Source organism: Symploca atlantica LB2515 (assembly GCF_052546295.1).
This window is the reverse complement of the sequence record NZ_JBQWMT010000001.1, coordinates 4,531,919-4,548,934: the sequence shown is the minus strand read 5'-3', so window position 1 is coordinate 4,548,934 and position 17,016 is coordinate 4,531,919. Positions and strand designations below refer to the sequence as shown.

15 protein-coding genes are annotated in these 17,016 nt (G+C 44.1%); 12 read left to right on the top strand and 3 right to left on the bottom strand.

Annotated elements, in window-relative coordinates; genetic code table 11:
* The first annotated feature begins 48 nt into the window (after positions 1 to 48).
* Positions 49 to 1,434: an amidase gene (locus tag ACT7WV_RS18860; RefSeq protein WP_445104366.1), complete on the top strand. Its 1,386-nt coding sequence runs from the start codon at positions 49 to 51 to the stop codon at positions 1,432 to 1,434.
* A gap of 155 nt (positions 1,435 to 1,589) precedes the next feature.
* Positions 1,590 to 3,260, top strand: a complete 1,671-nt coding sequence (locus tag ACT7WV_RS18855; RefSeq protein ID WP_445104365.1) for a DUF1749 domain-containing protein — start codon at positions 1,590 to 1,592, stop codon at positions 3,258 to 3,260.
* 9 nt (positions 3,261 to 3,269) lie between these two features.
* On the opposite strand, the gene ACT7WV_RS18850 is transcribed toward ACT7WV_RS18855, so the two are convergent.
* Positions 3,270 to 4,004 (bottom strand): DUF3598 family protein, encoded by a 735-nt coding sequence (locus ACT7WV_RS18850; protein WP_445104364.1) that lies wholly within the window; start codon positions 4,002 to 4,004, stop codon positions 3,270 to 3,272.
* A gap of 330 nt (positions 4,005 to 4,334) precedes the next feature.
* Here ACT7WV_RS18850 and ACT7WV_RS18845 point away from each other — a divergent pair, with 330 nt between their 5' ends.
* Positions 4,335 to 5,120, top strand: a complete 786-nt coding sequence (locus ACT7WV_RS18845; protein WP_445104363.1) for a DUF3598 family protein — start codon at positions 4,335 to 4,337, stop codon at positions 5,118 to 5,120.
* 20 nt (positions 5,121 to 5,140) lie between these two features.
* On the opposite strand, the gene ACT7WV_RS18840 is transcribed toward ACT7WV_RS18845, so the two are convergent.
* Positions 5,141 to 5,980, bottom strand: a complete 840-nt coding sequence (locus ACT7WV_RS18840) for an SDR family oxidoreductase (RefSeq protein ID WP_445104362.1) — start codon at positions 5,978 to 5,980, stop codon at positions 5,141 to 5,143.
* Between the two features lie 160 nt (positions 5,981 to 6,140).
* Between ACT7WV_RS18840 and ACT7WV_RS18835 the strand changes: the two genes are divergently transcribed.
* A complete protein-coding gene (locus ACT7WV_RS18835; protein ID WP_445104361.1) occupies positions 6,141 to 6,758 on the top strand; it encodes a vWA domain-containing protein in 618 nt (205 codons plus the stop codon).
* 187 nt (positions 6,759 to 6,945) lie between these two features.
* A complete protein-coding gene (gene typA / locus ACT7WV_RS18830) occupies positions 6,946 to 8,736 on the top strand; it encodes a translational GTPase TypA (RefSeq protein ID WP_445104360.1) in 1,791 nt (596 codons plus the stop codon).
* 52 nt (positions 8,737 to 8,788) lie between these two features.
* Here typA and ACT7WV_RS18825 read toward each other — a convergent pair whose 3' ends face one another.
* Positions 8,789 to 10,708 carry a vanadium-dependent haloperoxidase gene (locus tag ACT7WV_RS18825; protein WP_445104359.1) on the bottom strand — a complete coding sequence of 640 codons (1,920 nt, stop codon included), beginning with the start codon at positions 10,706 to 10,708 and terminating at the stop codon, positions 8,789 to 8,791.
* Between the two features lie 667 nt (positions 10,709 to 11,375).
* On the opposite strand from ACT7WV_RS18825, the gene ACT7WV_RS18820 reads away from it, so the two are divergent.
* The 7 genes from ACT7WV_RS18820 to ACT7WV_RS18790 all read left to right on the top strand — a co-directional run bounded on the left by ACT7WV_RS18820 (position 11,376) and on the right by ACT7WV_RS18790 (position 17,003).
* A complete protein-coding gene (locus ACT7WV_RS18820) occupies positions 11,376 to 11,669 on the top strand; it encodes an RNA recognition motif domain-containing protein (RefSeq protein WP_445104358.1) in 294 nt (97 codons plus the stop codon).
* Positions 11,670 to 11,909: 240 nt separating this feature from the next.
* The gene (locus ACT7WV_RS18815; protein ID WP_445104357.1) at positions 11,910 to 13,070 is read left to right on the top strand and encodes a DUF58 domain-containing protein; all 1,161 of its coding nucleotides are present in this window, start codon (positions 11,910 to 11,912) and stop codon (positions 13,068 to 13,070) included.
* Positions 13,071 to 13,222: 152 nt separating this feature from the next.
* Positions 13,223 to 13,609, top strand: coding sequence for a ferredoxin-thioredoxin reductase catalytic domain-containing protein (locus ACT7WV_RS18810; protein ID WP_445104356.1), 387 nt, complete (start codon positions 13,223 to 13,225; stop codon positions 13,607 to 13,609).
* Positions 13,606 to 14,046: a DUF309 domain-containing protein gene (locus tag ACT7WV_RS18805; protein WP_445104355.1), complete on the top strand. Its 441-nt coding sequence runs from the start codon at positions 13,606 to 13,608 to the stop codon at positions 14,044 to 14,046. The genes ACT7WV_RS18810 and ACT7WV_RS18805 overlap by 4 nt, the downstream gene beginning before the upstream one ends.
* Before the next feature lie 323 nt (positions 14,047 to 14,369).
* On the top strand, positions 14,370 to 14,861 hold the full coding sequence (locus ACT7WV_RS18800; protein WP_445104354.1) for an LptA/OstA family protein: 492 nt from the start codon (positions 14,370 to 14,372) through the stop codon (positions 14,859 to 14,861).
* Positions 14,862 to 14,988: 127 nt separating this feature from the next.
* Positions 14,989 to 15,726: an LPS export ABC transporter ATP-binding protein gene (gene lptB / locus ACT7WV_RS18795; protein WP_463424185.1), complete on the top strand. Its 738-nt coding sequence runs from the start codon at positions 14,989 to 14,991 to the stop codon at positions 15,724 to 15,726.
* Positions 15,727 to 15,890: 164 nt separating this feature from the next.
* A complete protein-coding gene (locus ACT7WV_RS18790) occupies positions 15,891 to 17,003 on the top strand; it encodes an LptF/LptG family permease (RefSeq protein WP_445104352.1) in 1,113 nt (370 codons plus the stop codon).
* Positions 17,004 to 17,016: the final 13 nt, after the last annotated feature.

Below are 17,016 nucleotides of genomic sequence, written 5' to 3'. Positions count from 1 at the left end.
AATTAGAGCTTCCTATCTGAAAAATTGCTCAAATGCGCTTTTAATATAATGAGTGATTTAGTCTTTTTACCCGCTCATCAATTAGCAAAAGCCATTCGCGATCGCGAATTTTCCGCCACAGAAGTGATGGAGGCTTATCTAAGCCAAATTGCTCAACATAATCCCAGATTAAACGCGATCGTTACTTTAGATGCAGAACGCGCTTACCAGCAGGCACAAGCGGCAGATCAAGCCTTGAGTCAACAAGAAAATTGGGGATCACTGCATGGAGTACCTGTAACTATCAAAGATAGTTTGGCAACCCAAGGACTACGTACAACAAGCAGTTACGAACCCCTAGCTGATTATCTGCCGACTCAAGATGCTACTGTGGTTGCTCGCTTACGTGCTGCCGGGGCGATTATTTTAGGCAAAACGAATCTACCAAAGCTAACTGGAGACTTTCAGACCAATAGTCCGTTATTTGGTATAACTAACAATCCCTGGAATCAGCAGTATACCCCAGGCGGTAGTACTGGAGGCGGTGCGGCGGCTATCGCTGCTGGTTTATCGCCACTGGAACTGGGTAGCGATATTGGGGGATCAATCCGCGTTCCCTCTCACTTCTGTGGTGTGTTTGGCTTGAAACCAACTGAGCATCGAGTGCCAACTTGGGGACATATTCCTGAATTACCGGGAAGTCCTAAAACCATCCTACACCTACAAACTGTAGGGCCACTTTCCCGTTCTGTAGAAGATTTGCAATTGTGTTTATCACTGATTGAAGATCCAGATTTTCGACAAGTCAAAGCGACGCTATCTAAGGAGGAAAATGCAGGGAGATCACTACAGTCTTACTGTTATGCTTGGACAGAAGGTTTTGCCGATATTCCAGCAACAGTCCAGACAAGAACTGCTTTGGCAAAACTAGCATCGTCCTTAGTAGAACTGGGTTGCTGTGTGGAGCAACACAACCAACCACCGAATTTCAAGTTCAATGGCGATACAGTCTGGGACACCTACATTGATATTTTTTCCCATGAATTGAATTTAGCACCCCCAGATCAGAGAAATACCGAGCAACGACAACAAAAGTATTTTGCCGCCCTTGACAGGCGCGATATCATGGTTGCCAATCTGGAGCAATTCTTAACTGATTGGGATGTTTGGCTCTCTCCGGTAGTGCCAATACCTGCTTTTACCCATCGTCAGCGAGGAGAACCCATTGAGGTTGATGGTCAACAGTTTCCCTATATGAGGGCTATTGGTGCATATACCACGCTGTTTAACCTCACTGGCAACCCTGCCGTAGTGCTACCCTTAACTCTATCGCCTCAAGGATTGCCCATTGGTGTGCAGTTAATTGGACGACGTGGCAGTGACATGAGACTTTTAGCAATTGCTAAGAATCTAACTCAAGTAACTGGATCATTTTCCCGTCCGCCCGGTTATTAGAGATGTTCAAGCATTGATATAAATTTGCCGTCTAAGCTGTCATGCATTTAAATTGGGTATAAGTAGCGACCAAGATGGTCGCACTACAAGGATTTCGCAATTATTGACAATCCGGTTTAAATGGCGAACAGCTTAGAGCTTTTTTATTACATAAAATGTTTAAAACTTATCTATTACCTTTATCAGAAAACGAACTTAATCAAGCATATACAAAACGCTTGCCTTGTTCTCTGCTTTGGCAACCAACTTCCCCGCAAATCAAGAAACAAAAACTTGCTGTAATTTACTTACACGACTGGAATGGTTATCCTTATTCAGCACTTGCTTGCCACCTCGGTTCGGAACTGGCTAGTCGAGGTTTCGTTTTTTTGAGCCTGGGAATGCATCGTCGCGGGGTAGAAGGTCAAATGACGGCAGTTCCCGATGATGATCTTGAAGATCTTCATCGTGGAGTGCAGTATTTAAGTTCTCGTGGCTGTAGCGAAATTATACTTATTGGCGAGGGAATTGGCGCTTTAACTGCTGTTAGATATCAATCTCAAATACAGAATAGTTGTCTTCAAGGAATTGTTTTAATTCATCCTTTTCCTGACTTAGCAACTTGGCTGGAAAACACTATAGGTGAAGAGAGATATCAGAGTTTGGTAGAAAAATCATCCTCCGAGATAATTGCGGGTAGTGAGGGGGAAGCTTGGATTGATTTAACTCTCAATAGTCCATCCGGCAATCCTTTCTTAATTTATCAAAGTTTTGAATCTTGGTTGAGTTGGTGGGGTAGCAATGCTGATAGCAAAACCTCCATTTTTGTGGAAAGTTCGACAACTCCTCTATTGCTAATTACGGGTAAAGAAGTCCCTTTTAAAATTAGTAACAACACGAATATAACTGCTCACTTAGATGAAGGAAACTTAGCAGAAGTAATTGATTCCTGGGTAAATAAACTAAATTTAGCGGCTGCTAATCAGTTTGAACTTGTTAGTTCCGATGTCACAGAACCGATGGAAATAGTAACGATTCAAACTAGCGATGGCAGTAATTTAGTAGGATTGTTCTGGGAAAATGATAGTTGCCGACAGCATAATACTGCCGTGCTTCACGTTAGAGGAAAAACTGGCACGCCAATTACAGAACCTTTATTTACCAAGTTAGCCGAAGTTTACAACCAAAATAATCTAGCAGCACTAGTAATTGAACTGCGTCGTAGTGGCTATGGTGGTAGCCTAGAAGCGACAGCCGAAATGGATGTGGCTGATATCGACGCTTTTGTGGAATTACTAGTAGAACGCGGCTACAGTCGCATTATCCTGAGTGGGCAAAGTTTAGGCAGTAATAGCATTATGCGCTATCAAGTGCAGCGCCACCATGCTAACGCGATCGCTCTCGTTCATATGGCTCCCACCAGAGACTGTGCTGAGTGGTTAGAGCAACATATTGGCAGTGAGAATTACGATTCTCTAGTCGCAGAAGCCAAAACAGCAATAGCAGAAGGTAGAGGTGAGCAAGGTTTAATTGGCAAACCTCCTTACCAGTGGATGCTCTCGCCACAGCGTCCTAATTCCTGGCTTTCTTGGTGGGGGCCAGAAGCAGATACCGTAAATTCCCACACGATATCTCAGGTTAACATTCCGATTTTACTACTATGTGGCAGCAAAGATTTTTTCAACGACCGAGAACGCCTTAATCACTTGCAAAAAGCTGCTACCCACTCCCCTAATACCAAGATCATTTGGTACGAAGGATGCGGTCATAACTTCGCTGGTTTTGAGCAACAGACGGCACGAGATGTTGTACTTTGGTTGAAGGAAGTTGAGCAAAATAATCGCTAATTACACCTTTTAGGAAGTTGGAGTAAAAACTTCTAAAGAAAAACTATTAAACCCCGATGTATTGTAGTAACCAATACCACGATGCAGTAAAGCAGAGTTAGATAACCAATCTACAGCGATGAAAAAATCTTCGTCACTGCGGACATACTGCGGACAGCTAATTGAAGTATTGTCATTCAAGTTGAATACGAGGTGAGCTTTTTGCAAATCCTCCAGTGGCTGCCATAAACTTGATACTGGTTGAGATACGACAAAGTCGGTTGTCATCTTTTTGAGTACTCCTCGCCAGTCTCTATTTAGTTGATTTTCTAGAGGTAGATGATTGCTTTGAGCAAAACTTTTTAGATGTTCAGCTCCAACCGTAATGTATTGCAATTTCCCACTTTCGTCATATCTGGTAAAAGCCAATAAACGCCAATCTTCGACTCGGAAACCTATTTCAAAGACAAAAGTTGAACTATCTTCTACTTTTTGAGAACCCCAAAAAAAGCTGTTATCTAAAAATAAGGACTTAAGAATCGGTTTATTGTAGGGTTCAAAAGTTTTCAATTCAGCATTGCCATCAGTATACATGAGGCGGTCTTGATGATAAATTTTATCGCCATTGGCGCTAAGTTGTAGACTGGTGATCACTTGCCAAGATCTAATTATTTCTCCTTCTGGAGAGTATCTCGTATTAGTTCCATACCAGTCTCCTAGATGATAGCGACAGAAATTATGCCAATTTTGTAGTTGCGGATCCATGGCTATATACCCTGATTTGCCAGCTATTGATAATTTATTTAAGAGATTTGATGAGTAGCCTACAGCATTTCTCAGGCTAATGAGGTACTAATAATGGGATAAGACTGGTTCACTCATTGCTGTTGCTGTACCTCACCGGAGTGGAAAACGCTGTATTTGGGGTGACTCCTAAGAATTTTTTTGAATATTACTTGAACTAGCCCAGAGCTACCCTCATAATCATAGTTGAGTGAATTGTGTAATTGTCATCAAAGCCCCGCTTTAAAAAGCGCTTGCTAGGTTTTCCGGTTGCTCACACCAAAATTAGTTAACTAGCTAGTCAATAATTATATGGATTTAAAAGAACAAAACTGGAAAAATTTTTGTGCTAACCACCTGCGGGATTGGCACGGTATTTGGACAAGATATACTCCCCAAAAAGAAGTCAAGGAGTCGTTTCGCAGCCTCAGAAGCTTCCAGAGCAATTCTCAACAAACCGAAATTGCTCAAACTAATCGCTATATCTACGCTGATGGCACTACCCAAGAACAAAGTTGGCAGTACAACCAGGAGTTTCATAGCTTAGCTGATGGACATTTTCACCCCGCACGCGAGGTGATGAGGGGTCTTTATTTACCACAAGGTGCTGCTGCTTGGATAACAAAACAGTTAGATAAATACGCGTATTTTGGTATAGAGTTATTTCTCAGATACGATGATTTAAGAACTAGTGTGGGCATTGTTTACGACGACACTGGAACTCTAGCGAGAACTGCTAGTATTCGTGAAGATTCAACAGGTTTTCCCAGTCAATATTGGTCAACTGAACTTGCTCTCTTGCCAGAGCGTAATTTAGATGGTAATTGGCAAGGAAACTCAGTAACCATAACCGCAGACTTACAAGTTTCCCCACCTATTTCTGCTCATTTAAATTGGTCTTTAGAAGGACACGAAGCCTTCTTTTTTCCTGATGGAATTTCTTTGAGCTGTCCTAGTAAAATAGGCATTGGTAGCGACTTTGCTATTGTGGCTAATTGGTTGATTACAGACTCAAAGGCACAACAGGTTACTGCTAAATACGACAAGCAAGGAGCTTTTTTTAGCCTGACGCTGGAACAATTTGACCGAACAGCTTAGACTGCAATAATAACCTCTTCTCAAATAAGAAGATCAGGGTGAATAAATTGGTAACCAACTACTTTGATCTTCTTATTTTCAACACGGATATTAGTATCTCGCAGGCTCGGTTGCGTAGCATCCCAAGAAATTTTAGATAAAGAGTGGCGATCGCAAACTTTATCTCCCAGCTCACGCAGTGTTAGCTTAGTATCATCCACCAGATTGTAGATCCCTTGACACTGATTTTCTCGAACAAAGTCTACTGCCGAAACAATGTCATCAAGGTGAACCCAATTGATGAAGCTATCACCAGTTCCAGGAAGAGTCTTTCCCGCCAGCTTACCAAACCGCTTTGCTAACTCGCGCTCTGGGCCATAAATTCCTCCTGAACGCAGAATACAAACCTTAAGCTTTTCACTACTTGCCTGTAACAAAATCCGCTCTGCTTGAACCATCACCTCGCCATGTTGATCCGCAGGAGCAACTGGGGAATTTTCATTAACCCACTCGCCGTTTGTGTTGCCGTAGACGGAACAGCTACTGATATAGATTAACTGTTTTAAAGATGAAGCATCCCTCAACGCTGTAACCAAATTCTTGGCAGTAGGAATGTAAGTTTCTTCATAAATATCTGCGTCAACTTGGCGGTTACTGATGGGAGCAACACTAACAAAAATAACATCCTGATTCTGTACTAAAGACTCCACAGCCGCAGTGTCATTACCCTTCATTACTACCACCTGGGTGGCTACTTCTTCAAGCTCAGCCACGCGCTCTTTTCTTGTCGTAGTTACTGTGACTAATTGACCCGGTTTTTGTTGCCAATACCTAGCTACAGCAGTTCCGACATAGCCACAACCAATAATAGTAAGATTCATAAGGGTAGTGCGGGGGGATTTTGTTAAATTTGATCAACGACTTGACTTATTTGTCCATTTTCAGGCAACTGTACCAAGTTATAACCAAATTGTTAACAGCGCTCCAATAGCCCCGATAGCCACGCCCGCCGGCAAAAACTTTAGGAACTAGAGGAGACAAATGTCTGAAACATTATTACGTAACCGAGACTACACAATCATTCTGGCAAGAAATGCCTCTAGAACTTCTCCTGCTCCTCCGGGACTAGAAAAGCTGTGGCTGGTAGCTCAGGAATCAGTAATTGTCTTGGCAAAGAAATGTGAGGAGTTTGACCCAGACGGTATCACAATTTATATTGCTTCTACTCCTTTACAGAAGTACGAATCGGAAACTAGCAATAAATTAGCCGAACTTTTTCAAGGACAGTATGCTTCGGAAAATATCAATTTGCTAGAGGCTCTAAGGGCAGCACTAAATGACTATTTCAGCCGTAAAGCGAGAGGTAAAACCAAAGAAAACGGCGAAATTATCACCGTGATTCTTGATGATGAACCAGGGGAGCGCATGGCAATAATTAAGTTGCTAGTAGAGGCAACCCACAAAATGGATAACCAGGAAGAATTGGGTATCATGTTTGCTCAAGTGGGCGATGACCTAATTGCTAGAGGCTTTCTTACTGCCCTAGATGATGACTTACATCGAGCTGATGCTAAATTTAACCTTGCTGACACCGTGATTTTGGCTCGGATGGAAGAGAGTGCTACTGTCCAACTATTGCTTAATGCTCTCTATGGTTAGAAACCATTAAGCAATAGTAGATCTTGATCAATGTTCATCGCGAACATTTCCTCTGAATTCCTTTCAAAAACAGGAGTTTCAACAATCAAAATTACAGAAGAAGCATTTACACCACAACGTAAGCTAGAATCATCAAGAAATCTATAGCAGAAAATGACTCATCTGCTGTCAATTCCCCGGCGTTTCTATGACCCTCCCGATTCGTAACGTTGCTATCATTGCTCACGTCGATCACGGCAAGACCACCCTTGTGGATGCCTTACTCAGACAATCCGGTATTTTCCGTGAAGGAGAAGAGATCCCAGACTGCGTCATGGACTCCAACGATTTGGAGCGGGAGCGGGGGATTACAATTCTTTCTAAGAACACCGCTGTTCACTACAAAGAGACTTTAATTAACATTGTTGACACTCCTGGTCACGCTGACTTTGGCGGTGAAGTTGAGCGAGTGTTGGGAATGGTTGATGGCTGCATCTTAATTGTGGATGCTAACGAAGGACCAATGCCCCAAACTAGGTTTGTCCTCAAAAAAGCACTAGAAAAAGGACTGCGCCCCATTGTAGTTGTCAATAAAATTGACCGAGCTCAGGCAGAACCCTATGCTTCCGTGGATAAGGTTCTAGACCTTTTTATTGAGCTAGGTGCAGATGACGACCAGTGCGAGTTTCCTTACCTATTCGCCTCCGGTTTAGAAGGCTACGCCAAAGAAGACCTCGACGCCGAGGGTGTCGATATGAAACCCTTGTTTGAAGCGATCCTACGTCATGTGCCACCACCAGTAGGAGATGTCAACAAACCCTTGCAACTGCAAGTGACCACCCTTGACTATTCCGATTACCTTGGTCGGATTGTGATTGGCAGAATCCATAACGGATTGATCAAATCTGGTCAACAAGCGGCGATAGTTACAGAAACTGGAGAAATTGTCAAGGGAAAAATCTCGAAGCTCATGGGCTTTGAAGGGCTCAAGCGGGTTGACATGGAAGAAGCCTCAGCAGGAAATATTGTTGCTGTTGCTGGGTTTGCCAATGCGAATATCGGCGAGACAATTACTTGCCCCAACGAACCGCAAGCTTTGCCTTTAATTAAGGTAGATGAGCCAACCTTGCAGATGACCTTTTCGGTGAACGACTCACCCTTTGCTGGTCAAGAAGGCGACTTTGTCACTTCCAGGCAATTACGCGATCGCTTTACGCGAGAACTAGAAACCAACGTCGCTTTGAGGGTGGAAGAAGCCGACTCTCCCGACAAATTCCTCGTCTCTGGTCGTGGAGAACTGCACCTCGGCATCCTGATCGAAACCATGCGCCGTGAAGGTTATGAGTTTCAGGTTTCCCAGCCACAAGTAATCTATCGTGAAGTCAACGGTCAGCCGTGCGAACCTTTTGAATGCTTAGTACTTGATGTCCCTGAAGCAGCCGTCGGTGGCTGTATTGAGCGACTCGGTCAGCGGAGGGGAGAAATGCAAGACATGCAAGTTAGTACCAACGGTCGTACTGTACTAGAGTTTGTCATTCCTGCCCGTGGCTTAGTAGGTTTCCGGGGTGACTTCCTGCGCCTGACGCGGGGTGATGGCATCATGAACCACAGTTTCCTCGACTACCGACCCATTTCAGGTGACGTAGAAACCCGCCGCAACGGTGTAATTATTGCCTTTGAGGAGGGTGTTGCTACCTTCTACGCCATGAAAAACGGTGAAGATCGAGGTGTCTTTTTTATTACTCCCGGAACCAAGGTTTACAAGGGCATGATTCTTGGGGAACATAACCGCCCTCAAGATATAGACCTCAATGTCTGTAAAACCAAGCAACTGACCAACCACCGTTCCGCTACGGGTGATGAGTTAGTACAGTTGCAAGCACCAATGGATATGAGTCTAGAGCGCGCTTTGGAATACATTGGGCCCGACGAATTGGTGGAAGTGACACCTAAATCAGTTCGCTTGCGAAAACTGTCGAAGAAGTTGGCGAAACGTTAAGTGGAGAACTTCTCAAGCAGCAAAGCATTGATGCTTTGCTGCCATCGCCTAGCTAAATACGGATCGAACTGCCATCAAACAAAGGAATTGTCATGGTGAATTTTTCGCCGTAGGTGAGCTTTTGCTCTTCAAGTATGCCAATGGCAATTTTTTCACCCATACGGAGTGACTCGATGTAGTCCGTGAAATAATGCACTCCAGCCATGTTGCGACCAATGGCAATGTTGGAAGCCAGCTTGTTGAGTTCACCCTCAACAGTAAGAGGAGCATCCAAAGGTACGCCTTTTAGTTGTTTGCCATCAGCAGTAGCCACATAAGCGCAGGGATTTCCTTGATCATCGTACAAGGGAAGTTGGTAACCATGGTCAAAAAAGGCTTTGAGTATGGTTACACAAGCACCTGCTACAGTTGCATGACCTGCACCATAGGCTGGGTGCATCGGTGAGCCCTCAGGAAAAGCCATTGGTAGCAGCAGAGAATCGGGTTTCAAAAGATTGTGGTTGCCATTAAACCGAGGCGAAGTTAGTTTTTTACCTCCGTTTTGCTGGTAATTCCTTTCTCGGATTTTTTCCACCAAGGTGCCAGCTTGGTTAAACTGTTCGGCAAATTTTTCCATGACAGCCACGCCATTGTCCCGGATGCCACAGTCGTAGAGGTGATATAGTCCTCCAGTTGCTTCCGGTCTTAAGCGGCGGTGAGTGTTAAATTTTTGGAAACGTACTGCTTTGAGCGCACGAGTAGCCACTTCTGTAACTAGTGTCAAGATGTGAGGATCGCCGAAATGGGCGAAACCTTCTTGAGTTGTGGCATCAGTAAACGGCAGTCCAGGGTCTTTGGGTACTCCCAGGCCGAGCATGATTAGACAGGCATTGAGATAAGCTTGGTAAAGAGCATCGAAGTGAACGTAGGTTGCCAAATCGCGGGGCGTGCTCAGGAACCTTGGCTTTTCTATAAAATCGTCTTTACCTTTAACGTTAATTCCGTTTTGGACATCCAACCAGCTTAGCCAATCTGTAACATAGTCTAATCCTGGCTTGGCTGACCGTATACGCTGATCAATGGTGATCGCGCCGTACTTAATTTTCCCGGCTTGGATATCATCGAAACCTTTCTTTTCCGACTTGAAGCCTAAGCTTTTGTTACCAATTAGCAAGAATTGGGAGATATAAGGTCCAACGCTATCACCTTGGGTAATCCCGCGAAACAAGTTGCCCAAAGTTACTTCGCCCCTTTTGCGCTTACCCAGCGTGTTTAGCTCTTTGGGATTAATGTTGGTATTGGGATCAAACCAGGGTAATTGATTCAGACAAGTGATTAGTTGGTGAATTTGCTCGTTGTCTTCGCAGCTAATGGAAATTTTGGGGGCAAACCAGGGAAACTTATTAAGAGAAGCGATCGCCTTTTTTACTACGTCACTGCTTTCAAATTCACAAAAAGGAACATCCCGTAGTAGAGCCATCCAGTAAATTTCTGCCATTTCCGCTATTAACTCATCGCTATCGAGTTTTGGTGCGGGGGGCATGGTCACAGATTGAGCATCGGGACCCTCTAAATCAAAAGCTAACCCAGCAGTAGGACTTTCCCACTGACGAATGCCGGGAGTGTTGCCTTTAGCATCTTTCGTCTCTTGGAGATACCAGCGTAGTTGCTTTGTTTCTGGATCTACACCTGGCCCGTGGGGAACTGACTCAAAATCTCTCGGATCACCAGAGTTGATGGCACGGACAAAAGCTCGATAGGCTTTGGGTTCCGCCAATCCATACTGGTCATGGGGTAAACCTTTAGTGAAATTGGCAATAAAACTGCTACCGGATTTTTCTGAGTCTTTGCCATGTCGATAGCGGTATTCTTCCCCATTAGGGATATGTTCAGGATGCTCTCTTTGAAATGCTAACTCGGCCGCAGAGAGACGAATCTCACGAGCTTGATTTCTTCTAAAGGAATTCGCACAAGATTTGTTGCTGTCTGTCATTTTTGTTAATGGTTACTCCTCATCTACACGAGATTTATGTGTATTTATACAAGACACTTCAGTTTAATTACGTAAGAAAAATGCGGAATTTTGCCATACTCAATTTATTTTTTTAGGTGATGCATGGTTAAATCGACATGTTTTTATGATCGCGACTGGACTTAAAGAAAACAGTACCCTTGAGGGTGCTTTAGTTAAAGTGAGATTCCTGAGCAAGCTGGTTCCCACTTGCTGAATTTGAGTCATCAAAGCTCTGACCATATTGTTGATTTTTGTAAAAATTTATTAAAAAGACTAGGCTATTTTGCCAAGCTGTGAATTATAAAAGCGATCGCCAGTTTTGGGTTTACTTTTTCTAACTGGTGACCTTGCCAAATCCAGCTTCCTTTAATTAATAGAGAAGTGAATAAATCGGACAGCTAAAACTTGCCGCGATGAATACTGAAATAAGTCTTATCCTGCCTGGATTCCAGCCCGATAAACTTGCCGCAGTTAAGATTGTTTTCTTGAACCCTTACCGGAATCTTTTGTATGTGTTAGCATGATGAGCGAGAATAGATTCGGTTGCAGTGTTTGTTTCTAGTATTGATAGGCGTTTTCCTTTTCGTCTTGACAGGCTTCTCTCCGAAATCAATCTCTACAAACCTATGATTTTTGGAGAAGATCTATGTCAATCTATGTAGGCAACTTATCCTACGAGGTCACACAGCAGGACCTTAGCGATGTTTTCGCAGAATATGGTTCTGTCAAGCGGGTTCAGCTTCCCACTGACCGCGAAACTGGCCGGTTGCGCGGCTTCGGTTTTGTAGAAATGGGTACTGAAGCTGAAGAAGCGGCTGCTATCGAAGCACTTGACGGTGCAGAGTGGATGGGCCGCGACTTGAAAGTTAACAAGGCAAAACCTCGTGAAGAAAGAGGTGGTGGTGGTAGAGGAAACAATTTCTCTAGAGGTCGCTACTAAGCTTTCAAACTCAACCCATTGCTCGCTCCTACCTAAGAGCTAGCTAGTTCACTGTTTGACTAACTCCTAGTTAGTCAGCCATGTATAGCTGGCTTGATGAGTGTGTTCAGGGATGGGATACTAGGTTTTACTAACTTAAAAAGGCTTAAGCATTAATGCTTGAGCCTTTTTGCTGATAGGTAGTGTGATTAAAGATGCTACCAATTGTCACAATTGGTGGCAATAAGTGGACATAATCCAATGAAAATTGGCAATCGTCTTGCCGACTGGTTAGAAACTCACTGGCTAAGTCCCGCCTACGCTGCTTGGCTGCTGGGAGGCATTGCCGTTTGTTTTTTTGGCGCAGCTACCAACACCATGGCAGGGTGGCTTTATGTCATCAGTGGCATTATTTTTGCTCTATTGATCCTTGCCGCCTTACTCCCCGCGCGATCCCTGCGGCAAATACAGATCAGCAGACGTCCAATTTCTCCTGTGAGTGCTGGTGACCAACTAACAATTGAAATAGAAATCAAAAATCAGACCCTCAAGCCCAAAACCCTATTGCAGGTTGAAGACATTCTACAATCACAGCTAGGGGAGACTAGACAGAAACCGATAGAAATAATTGCCCCCCAAAGCATTTATCAGTGGGTTTACCATCATCCGGTTCAACAAAGAGGTATCTATCGCTGGCACGAAGTGCAGTTAAGGACAGCAGCACCTTTGGGACTGTTTTGGTGCCATCGCAGTTGGAGTGTTCCAGCCAAGGCGACTGTTTACCCGACTGTTTTACCTCTCACCAGTTGTCCTCTCGTAGACAAAATCGGGACAGAAGATAGCGTTGAATTGGCTAGTACTCGCCTTTCTCAGTCAGCAACACAAGACCTTACCAAAGCACTAAGACCTTATCGGGTAGGAGACTCCACCCGTCTGATCCATTGGCGTACTAGTGCTCGCTATGGGGAGCTGATGGTGCGCGAACTAGAAATGTTTACAGGGTCTCAAGAGATTATCATCTGTCTAGATAGCTCTGCTAGTTGGGATTTAGAAAACTTTGAGGCAGCCGTGATTGCAGCGGCTTCAATCTACTTCTATGCTGTGCGGTCTAATTTGAGTGTCAAACTCTGGACACCTAGAACTGGTTTGTTACATCGCAACCAAGTTGTTTTAGAAACACTTGCTGAGACTAATGTTGGTGAAGAAGCTAGTGCTGATATTCCTCTAAACTTTCCTTTAATCTGGTTAACTCAAAATCTGATTAGTATTAACTCTCTACCAGTAGGTAGTCGCTGGGTTACTTGGTCGTCAGGCCTGTCAGAGAGGCAACCAGAAAAGCCATTACCACCTAGTTCATCAGGCATTGTCATCGATAATGGACAACCATTACAGCACCAGCTACAACAATCAATAAAACACTAAAGTCAAGTCAAGAAAACTCTTAATCAAAAGAGTATCTGTTAGTTATGAGGGGCTGCTTTTCAGCTTTGGTAAACGTTACATTTCCAATGGAATGTTCATTATGAGATACAATTAAAAAAAAATCTTGACGTATTTAGTTTTATTAGATGAATATGAGCTCATCACAAGCAGCTGATAGCCAAACAAAATCTGCGGATCAATCGGCTGATAAGAAGCTGCAAGCAATGAAAAATTTCGCAGAAAGATATGCTCAAAGAACCGATACATACTTTTGTGTTGATCCTTCCGTGACTGCGGTGGTAATCGAAGGACTTGCCAGAAACAAAGAAGAACTTGGTTCTCCTTTATGTCCTTGCCGTCACTACGAAGACAAAGAAGCGGAAGTAAAAGCCACCTATTGGAACTGTCCTTGTGTACCGATGCGTGAGCGCAAAGAATGCCACTGCATGTTGTTCCTAACGCCGGATAACGAGTTTGCCGGAGACAAGCAGGAAATTGCGATCGAAGAAATCAAAGCGGTACGAGACAGCATGGCATGACGCAGATTCTGCCACCTGAAGAATTTTTAAAGGGTGTCGAGCAATTCAATCAGCAAGATTTCTATGCTTGTCACGACACCCTTGAGGCTTTGTGGATCGAAGCTTTGGAGCCAAATAGGAAATTTTACCAGGGTATTTTGCAAATTTCTGTCGCCTGCTACCACCTAGGTAATCTCAATTGGCGTGGTACGGTGGTTTTGCTAGGAGAAGGCATCAGGCGTCTTAGCGAATACCAACCAACCTATGAAGGTATTGATGTTACCGGTTTACTAGGTCAAAGCATGAAAATGCTACAGGCACTGCAAAAGATAGGGCCAGAGCAAATAGCAGATTTTGTTAACCAGCTAGAAAATACTGAAACTCAAGTTGCTGATCCAGTAAATAGTGAAGCTGTTAGCTGCTTGCCAAAAATCAAGCTGGTATTAAATACGGTTTGATAATGATTGCTCCTCAATTTTTTTTGGGGAATTGGTCTTCCCAGCAACAGTTTTGATATTTGCCCAGTAACTTCCCTATCACCTTGACATTTTTAACCATCTCTTAACCACTCCTGTAGTTTTGTTAGATACGGGAGCGCTTCAGGATGTTTAGAGAGGAACTTGTGGCGGAACCTGTTCGTCAATTTAATTTATATACAAACAATCTCCCCAAGAAGCAGACTTCTGTAAAACTACCAAACAAAAGGCGTGGGCTTTGGCACTCGATTTTTGTACACTAAGCACAGCATCACCGTCTTTGTCGTCTCTCACCAACACAACCCATGAAGCCCTCCTTTCAACCTAATAATCTCAAGTTGAGGCAGCGCCTAAGTTTAGCGTTAATGCTTCCAGTGACCTTGGTGGGAGCGATCGCTACTCCAATTTACCTCAACACTGCTCAGGCACAAACCGCCCCAGCACAGGCCGATAATGGGCGTGCCATAACTCTTCGTTCCGATGTTCAAGAAGCCAACTCAGAGACTGGAGTAGTAACCGCTCGCGGTAATGTACAAATTAACTACCCAGCCCGACAAATTCAGGCAACTGCTGCCCAAGCCCAATACTTCAGCCGCGAAGCCCGCATCGTTCTTACGGGCAACGTCTACGTCTTGCAGGAAGGCAACAGCCTTAGGGGTGAAACGATTACTTATTTAATCGACGAAGGTCGCTTTGTCGCGTTACCCAAAGAAGAGCAACAGGTAGAATCTATTTATATTGTCTCTGACCAAGAACCTACCCCAACACCTATAGCACCAGCTGTCCCTACTCCTTAGATCTGCCAAACCTACCTTTTTCCATGAGGAATGAATAGGAATGAATAATAGTGCCTAAATTATTGCCCCTGTCCCCAATACCCCTTTTAGGCTACAGGGGATAGCTCGGAGCACATTAGAGGTATTATTGTTGAAAAAAATCCTACTAGAAAATATTCATAAGTCTTACGGCAAAAGGGTAATTGTCAATCGCGTCAATCTTTCAGTGGCGCAAGGGGAAGTAGTGGGACTACTCGGACCCAATGGCGCTGGTAAGACTACAACCTTTTACATCGCGACGGGTTTAGAAAAACCTAACTATGGTAAGGTTTGGCTCGATGATCTGGACATAACAGCTTTGCCAATCAACCGACGAGCTTCCATCGGAATTGGCTACTTACCTCAAGAAGCCAGTATCTTTCGCCACCTCAGTGTGATCGACAATATTAAGTTGGTACTGGAGCAAACGGGCGTGCCTCGGCGTGAATGGAGATTGCGCCTCAGTAGCTTACTGCAAGAGTTTCGTTTAGAAAAAGTTGCACAATCTCGGGGCAATCAATTGTCTGGAGGAGAACGCCGTCGCACGGAACTGGCAAGATCCTTAGCCGCTGGCCCAGAAGGACCGAAATTTTTGCTTTTAGATGAGCCCTTCGCTGGTGTTGATCCCATTGCCGTATCAGAAATTCAGAAAATTATTGGTGGATGGCGTGATCATCGTCAAATGGGAGTTTTAATTACCGACCACAATGTTAGAGAAACCTTGGCAATTACTGACCGAGCTTACATTATGCGAGACGGGCAAATTTTAGCTTCCGGCAGTGCCGAAGAACTTTATAGTAATCCCTTGGTGCGGCAGTACTACCTAGGAGATGAGTTTCAGCAGTAACAGCAACAAAGGATTTACGGTTAAATTGAAGGTTGTCTGCAAAACCTTTAACTTACCTGCAACTGGTGAGCTGCGATTACCCCTACAATCTCCAAGCCTCAACTTAACGAATGACATTCGGTAAATCTAAGTCTTTCATTTCAGTTGTTCCTGGTATATCGGTGATGGATCGATATATTGCCAGCGAACTTATCCCACCATTTCTGTTTGGCATTGGATTGTTTTCTAGCATCGGGGTAGCAATCGGGAGCTTATTTGAGATTATGCGCACGGCGGTAGAAGTAGGACTGCCGATTTCCCTAGTCTTGCAGGTGCTACTTTTGAGCCTTCCCCAGTACATGGCTTATGCCTTTCCTACGTCAGTGTTACTGTCCACCTTACTGACTTACAGCCGTTTCTCAAGTGATAGTGAGTTGGTAGCACTGCGTAGCTGTGGAGTTAGCGTCTATCGCATCGTGCTACCGGCAATTTTGCTAAGTCTCATCATTACCTGTATAACCTTCGGCTTTAATGAGTATGTCGTGCCAGCGGCTAACTATCAGGCTAAAGTGACCCTAGATAAAGCGCTCAATAAGGAACAGCCTTTATTTCGCGATCGCAATATCTTATATCAAGAGTATGGTAAGGTCGAGCGACCTGACGGCAGTAAGGAAAAGGTTCTCAAGCGCCTCTTCTATGCAGAAAGATTTGATGGTCAGCAAATGAAAGGCTTAACCATCTTGGACAGATCCCAGAATCAGCTTAACCAAGTTGTCACTGCACAAGCGGGACAGTGGAATCCGATTGAAAACACCTGGGAATTATTCGACGGCACAATCTATGAAATTTCTGCCGATGCCTCCTACCGTACAATCTTGCGATTTCAACATCAAAAACTACAACTGCCTCGCACTCCTTTAGACCTGGCAAATGACAAGCGGGATTACAATGAGATGAATATTGCTCAATCTATTGAGCGTCTAGAGATTGAGCGCGATAGCGGTGACGACCAGAAAGTTCTTAAGTTGAGAATCCGCATTCAACAAAAAATAGCTTTACCTTTCGCTTGCTTAATTTTTGGCTTAGTAGGTAGTACTTTAGGCAATCGACCCCAGCGCACTAGTAGAGCCACTGGTTTTGGTATTAGTGTAGTGATGATTTTTGGTTATTACTTTTTTACGGCTGTTGGTGATGCTCTAGGATTGACTAGCTCCGTGCCTCCGATAGTAGCAGCTTGGTTGCCAAATCTTGTAGGCTTAGGATCGGGAATATTTTTGTTATTTAAAGTAACTCGATAGCGAGGGAAAAAGG

Bases quoted from the DNA above. Each gene is read 5' to 3' on its own strand.
- ACT7WV_RS18860 (WP_445104366.1), top strand. From the start codon at position 49: ATGAGTGATTTAGTCTTTTTACCCGCTCATCAATTAGCAAAAGCCATT.
- ACT7WV_RS18855 (WP_445104365.1), top strand. From the start codon at position 1,590: ATGTTTAAAACTTATCTATTACCTTTATCAGAAAACGAACTTAATCAA.
- ACT7WV_RS18850 (WP_445104364.1), bottom strand. From the start codon at position 4,004: ATGGATCCGCAACTACAAAATTGGCATAATTTCTGTCGCTATCATCTA.
- ACT7WV_RS18845 (WP_445104363.1), top strand. From the start codon at position 4,335: ATGGATTTAAAAGAACAAAACTGGAAAAATTTTTGTGCTAACCACCTG.
- ACT7WV_RS18840 (WP_445104362.1), bottom strand. From the start codon at position 5,980: ATGAATCTTACTATTATTGGTTGTGGCTATGTCGGAACTGCTGTAGCT.
- ACT7WV_RS18835 (WP_445104361.1), top strand. From the start codon at position 6,141: ATGTCTGAAACATTATTACGTAACCGAGACTACACAATCATTCTGGCA.
- typA (WP_445104360.1), top strand. From the start codon at position 6,946: ATGACCCTCCCGATTCGTAACGTTGCTATCATTGCTCACGTCGATCAC.
- ACT7WV_RS18825 (WP_445104359.1), bottom strand. From the start codon at position 10,708: ATGACAGACAGCAACAAATCTTGTGCGAATTCCTTTAGAAGAAATCAA.
- ACT7WV_RS18820 (WP_445104358.1), top strand. From the start codon at position 11,376: ATGTCAATCTATGTAGGCAACTTATCCTACGAGGTCACACAGCAGGAC.
- ACT7WV_RS18815 (WP_445104357.1), top strand. From the start codon at position 11,910: ATGAAAATTGGCAATCGTCTTGCCGACTGGTTAGAAACTCACTGGCTA.
- ACT7WV_RS18810 (WP_445104356.1), top strand. From the start codon at position 13,223: ATGAGCTCATCACAAGCAGCTGATAGCCAAACAAAATCTGCGGATCAA.
- ACT7WV_RS18805 (WP_445104355.1), top strand. From the start codon at position 13,606: ATGACGCAGATTCTGCCACCTGAAGAATTTTTAAAGGGTGTCGAGCAA.
- ACT7WV_RS18800 (WP_445104354.1), top strand. From the start codon at position 14,370: ATGAAGCCCTCCTTTCAACCTAATAATCTCAAGTTGAGGCAGCGCCTA.
- ACT7WV_RS18790 (WP_445104352.1), top strand. From the start codon at position 15,891: ATGGATCGATATATTGCCAGCGAACTTATCCCACCATTTCTGTTTGGC.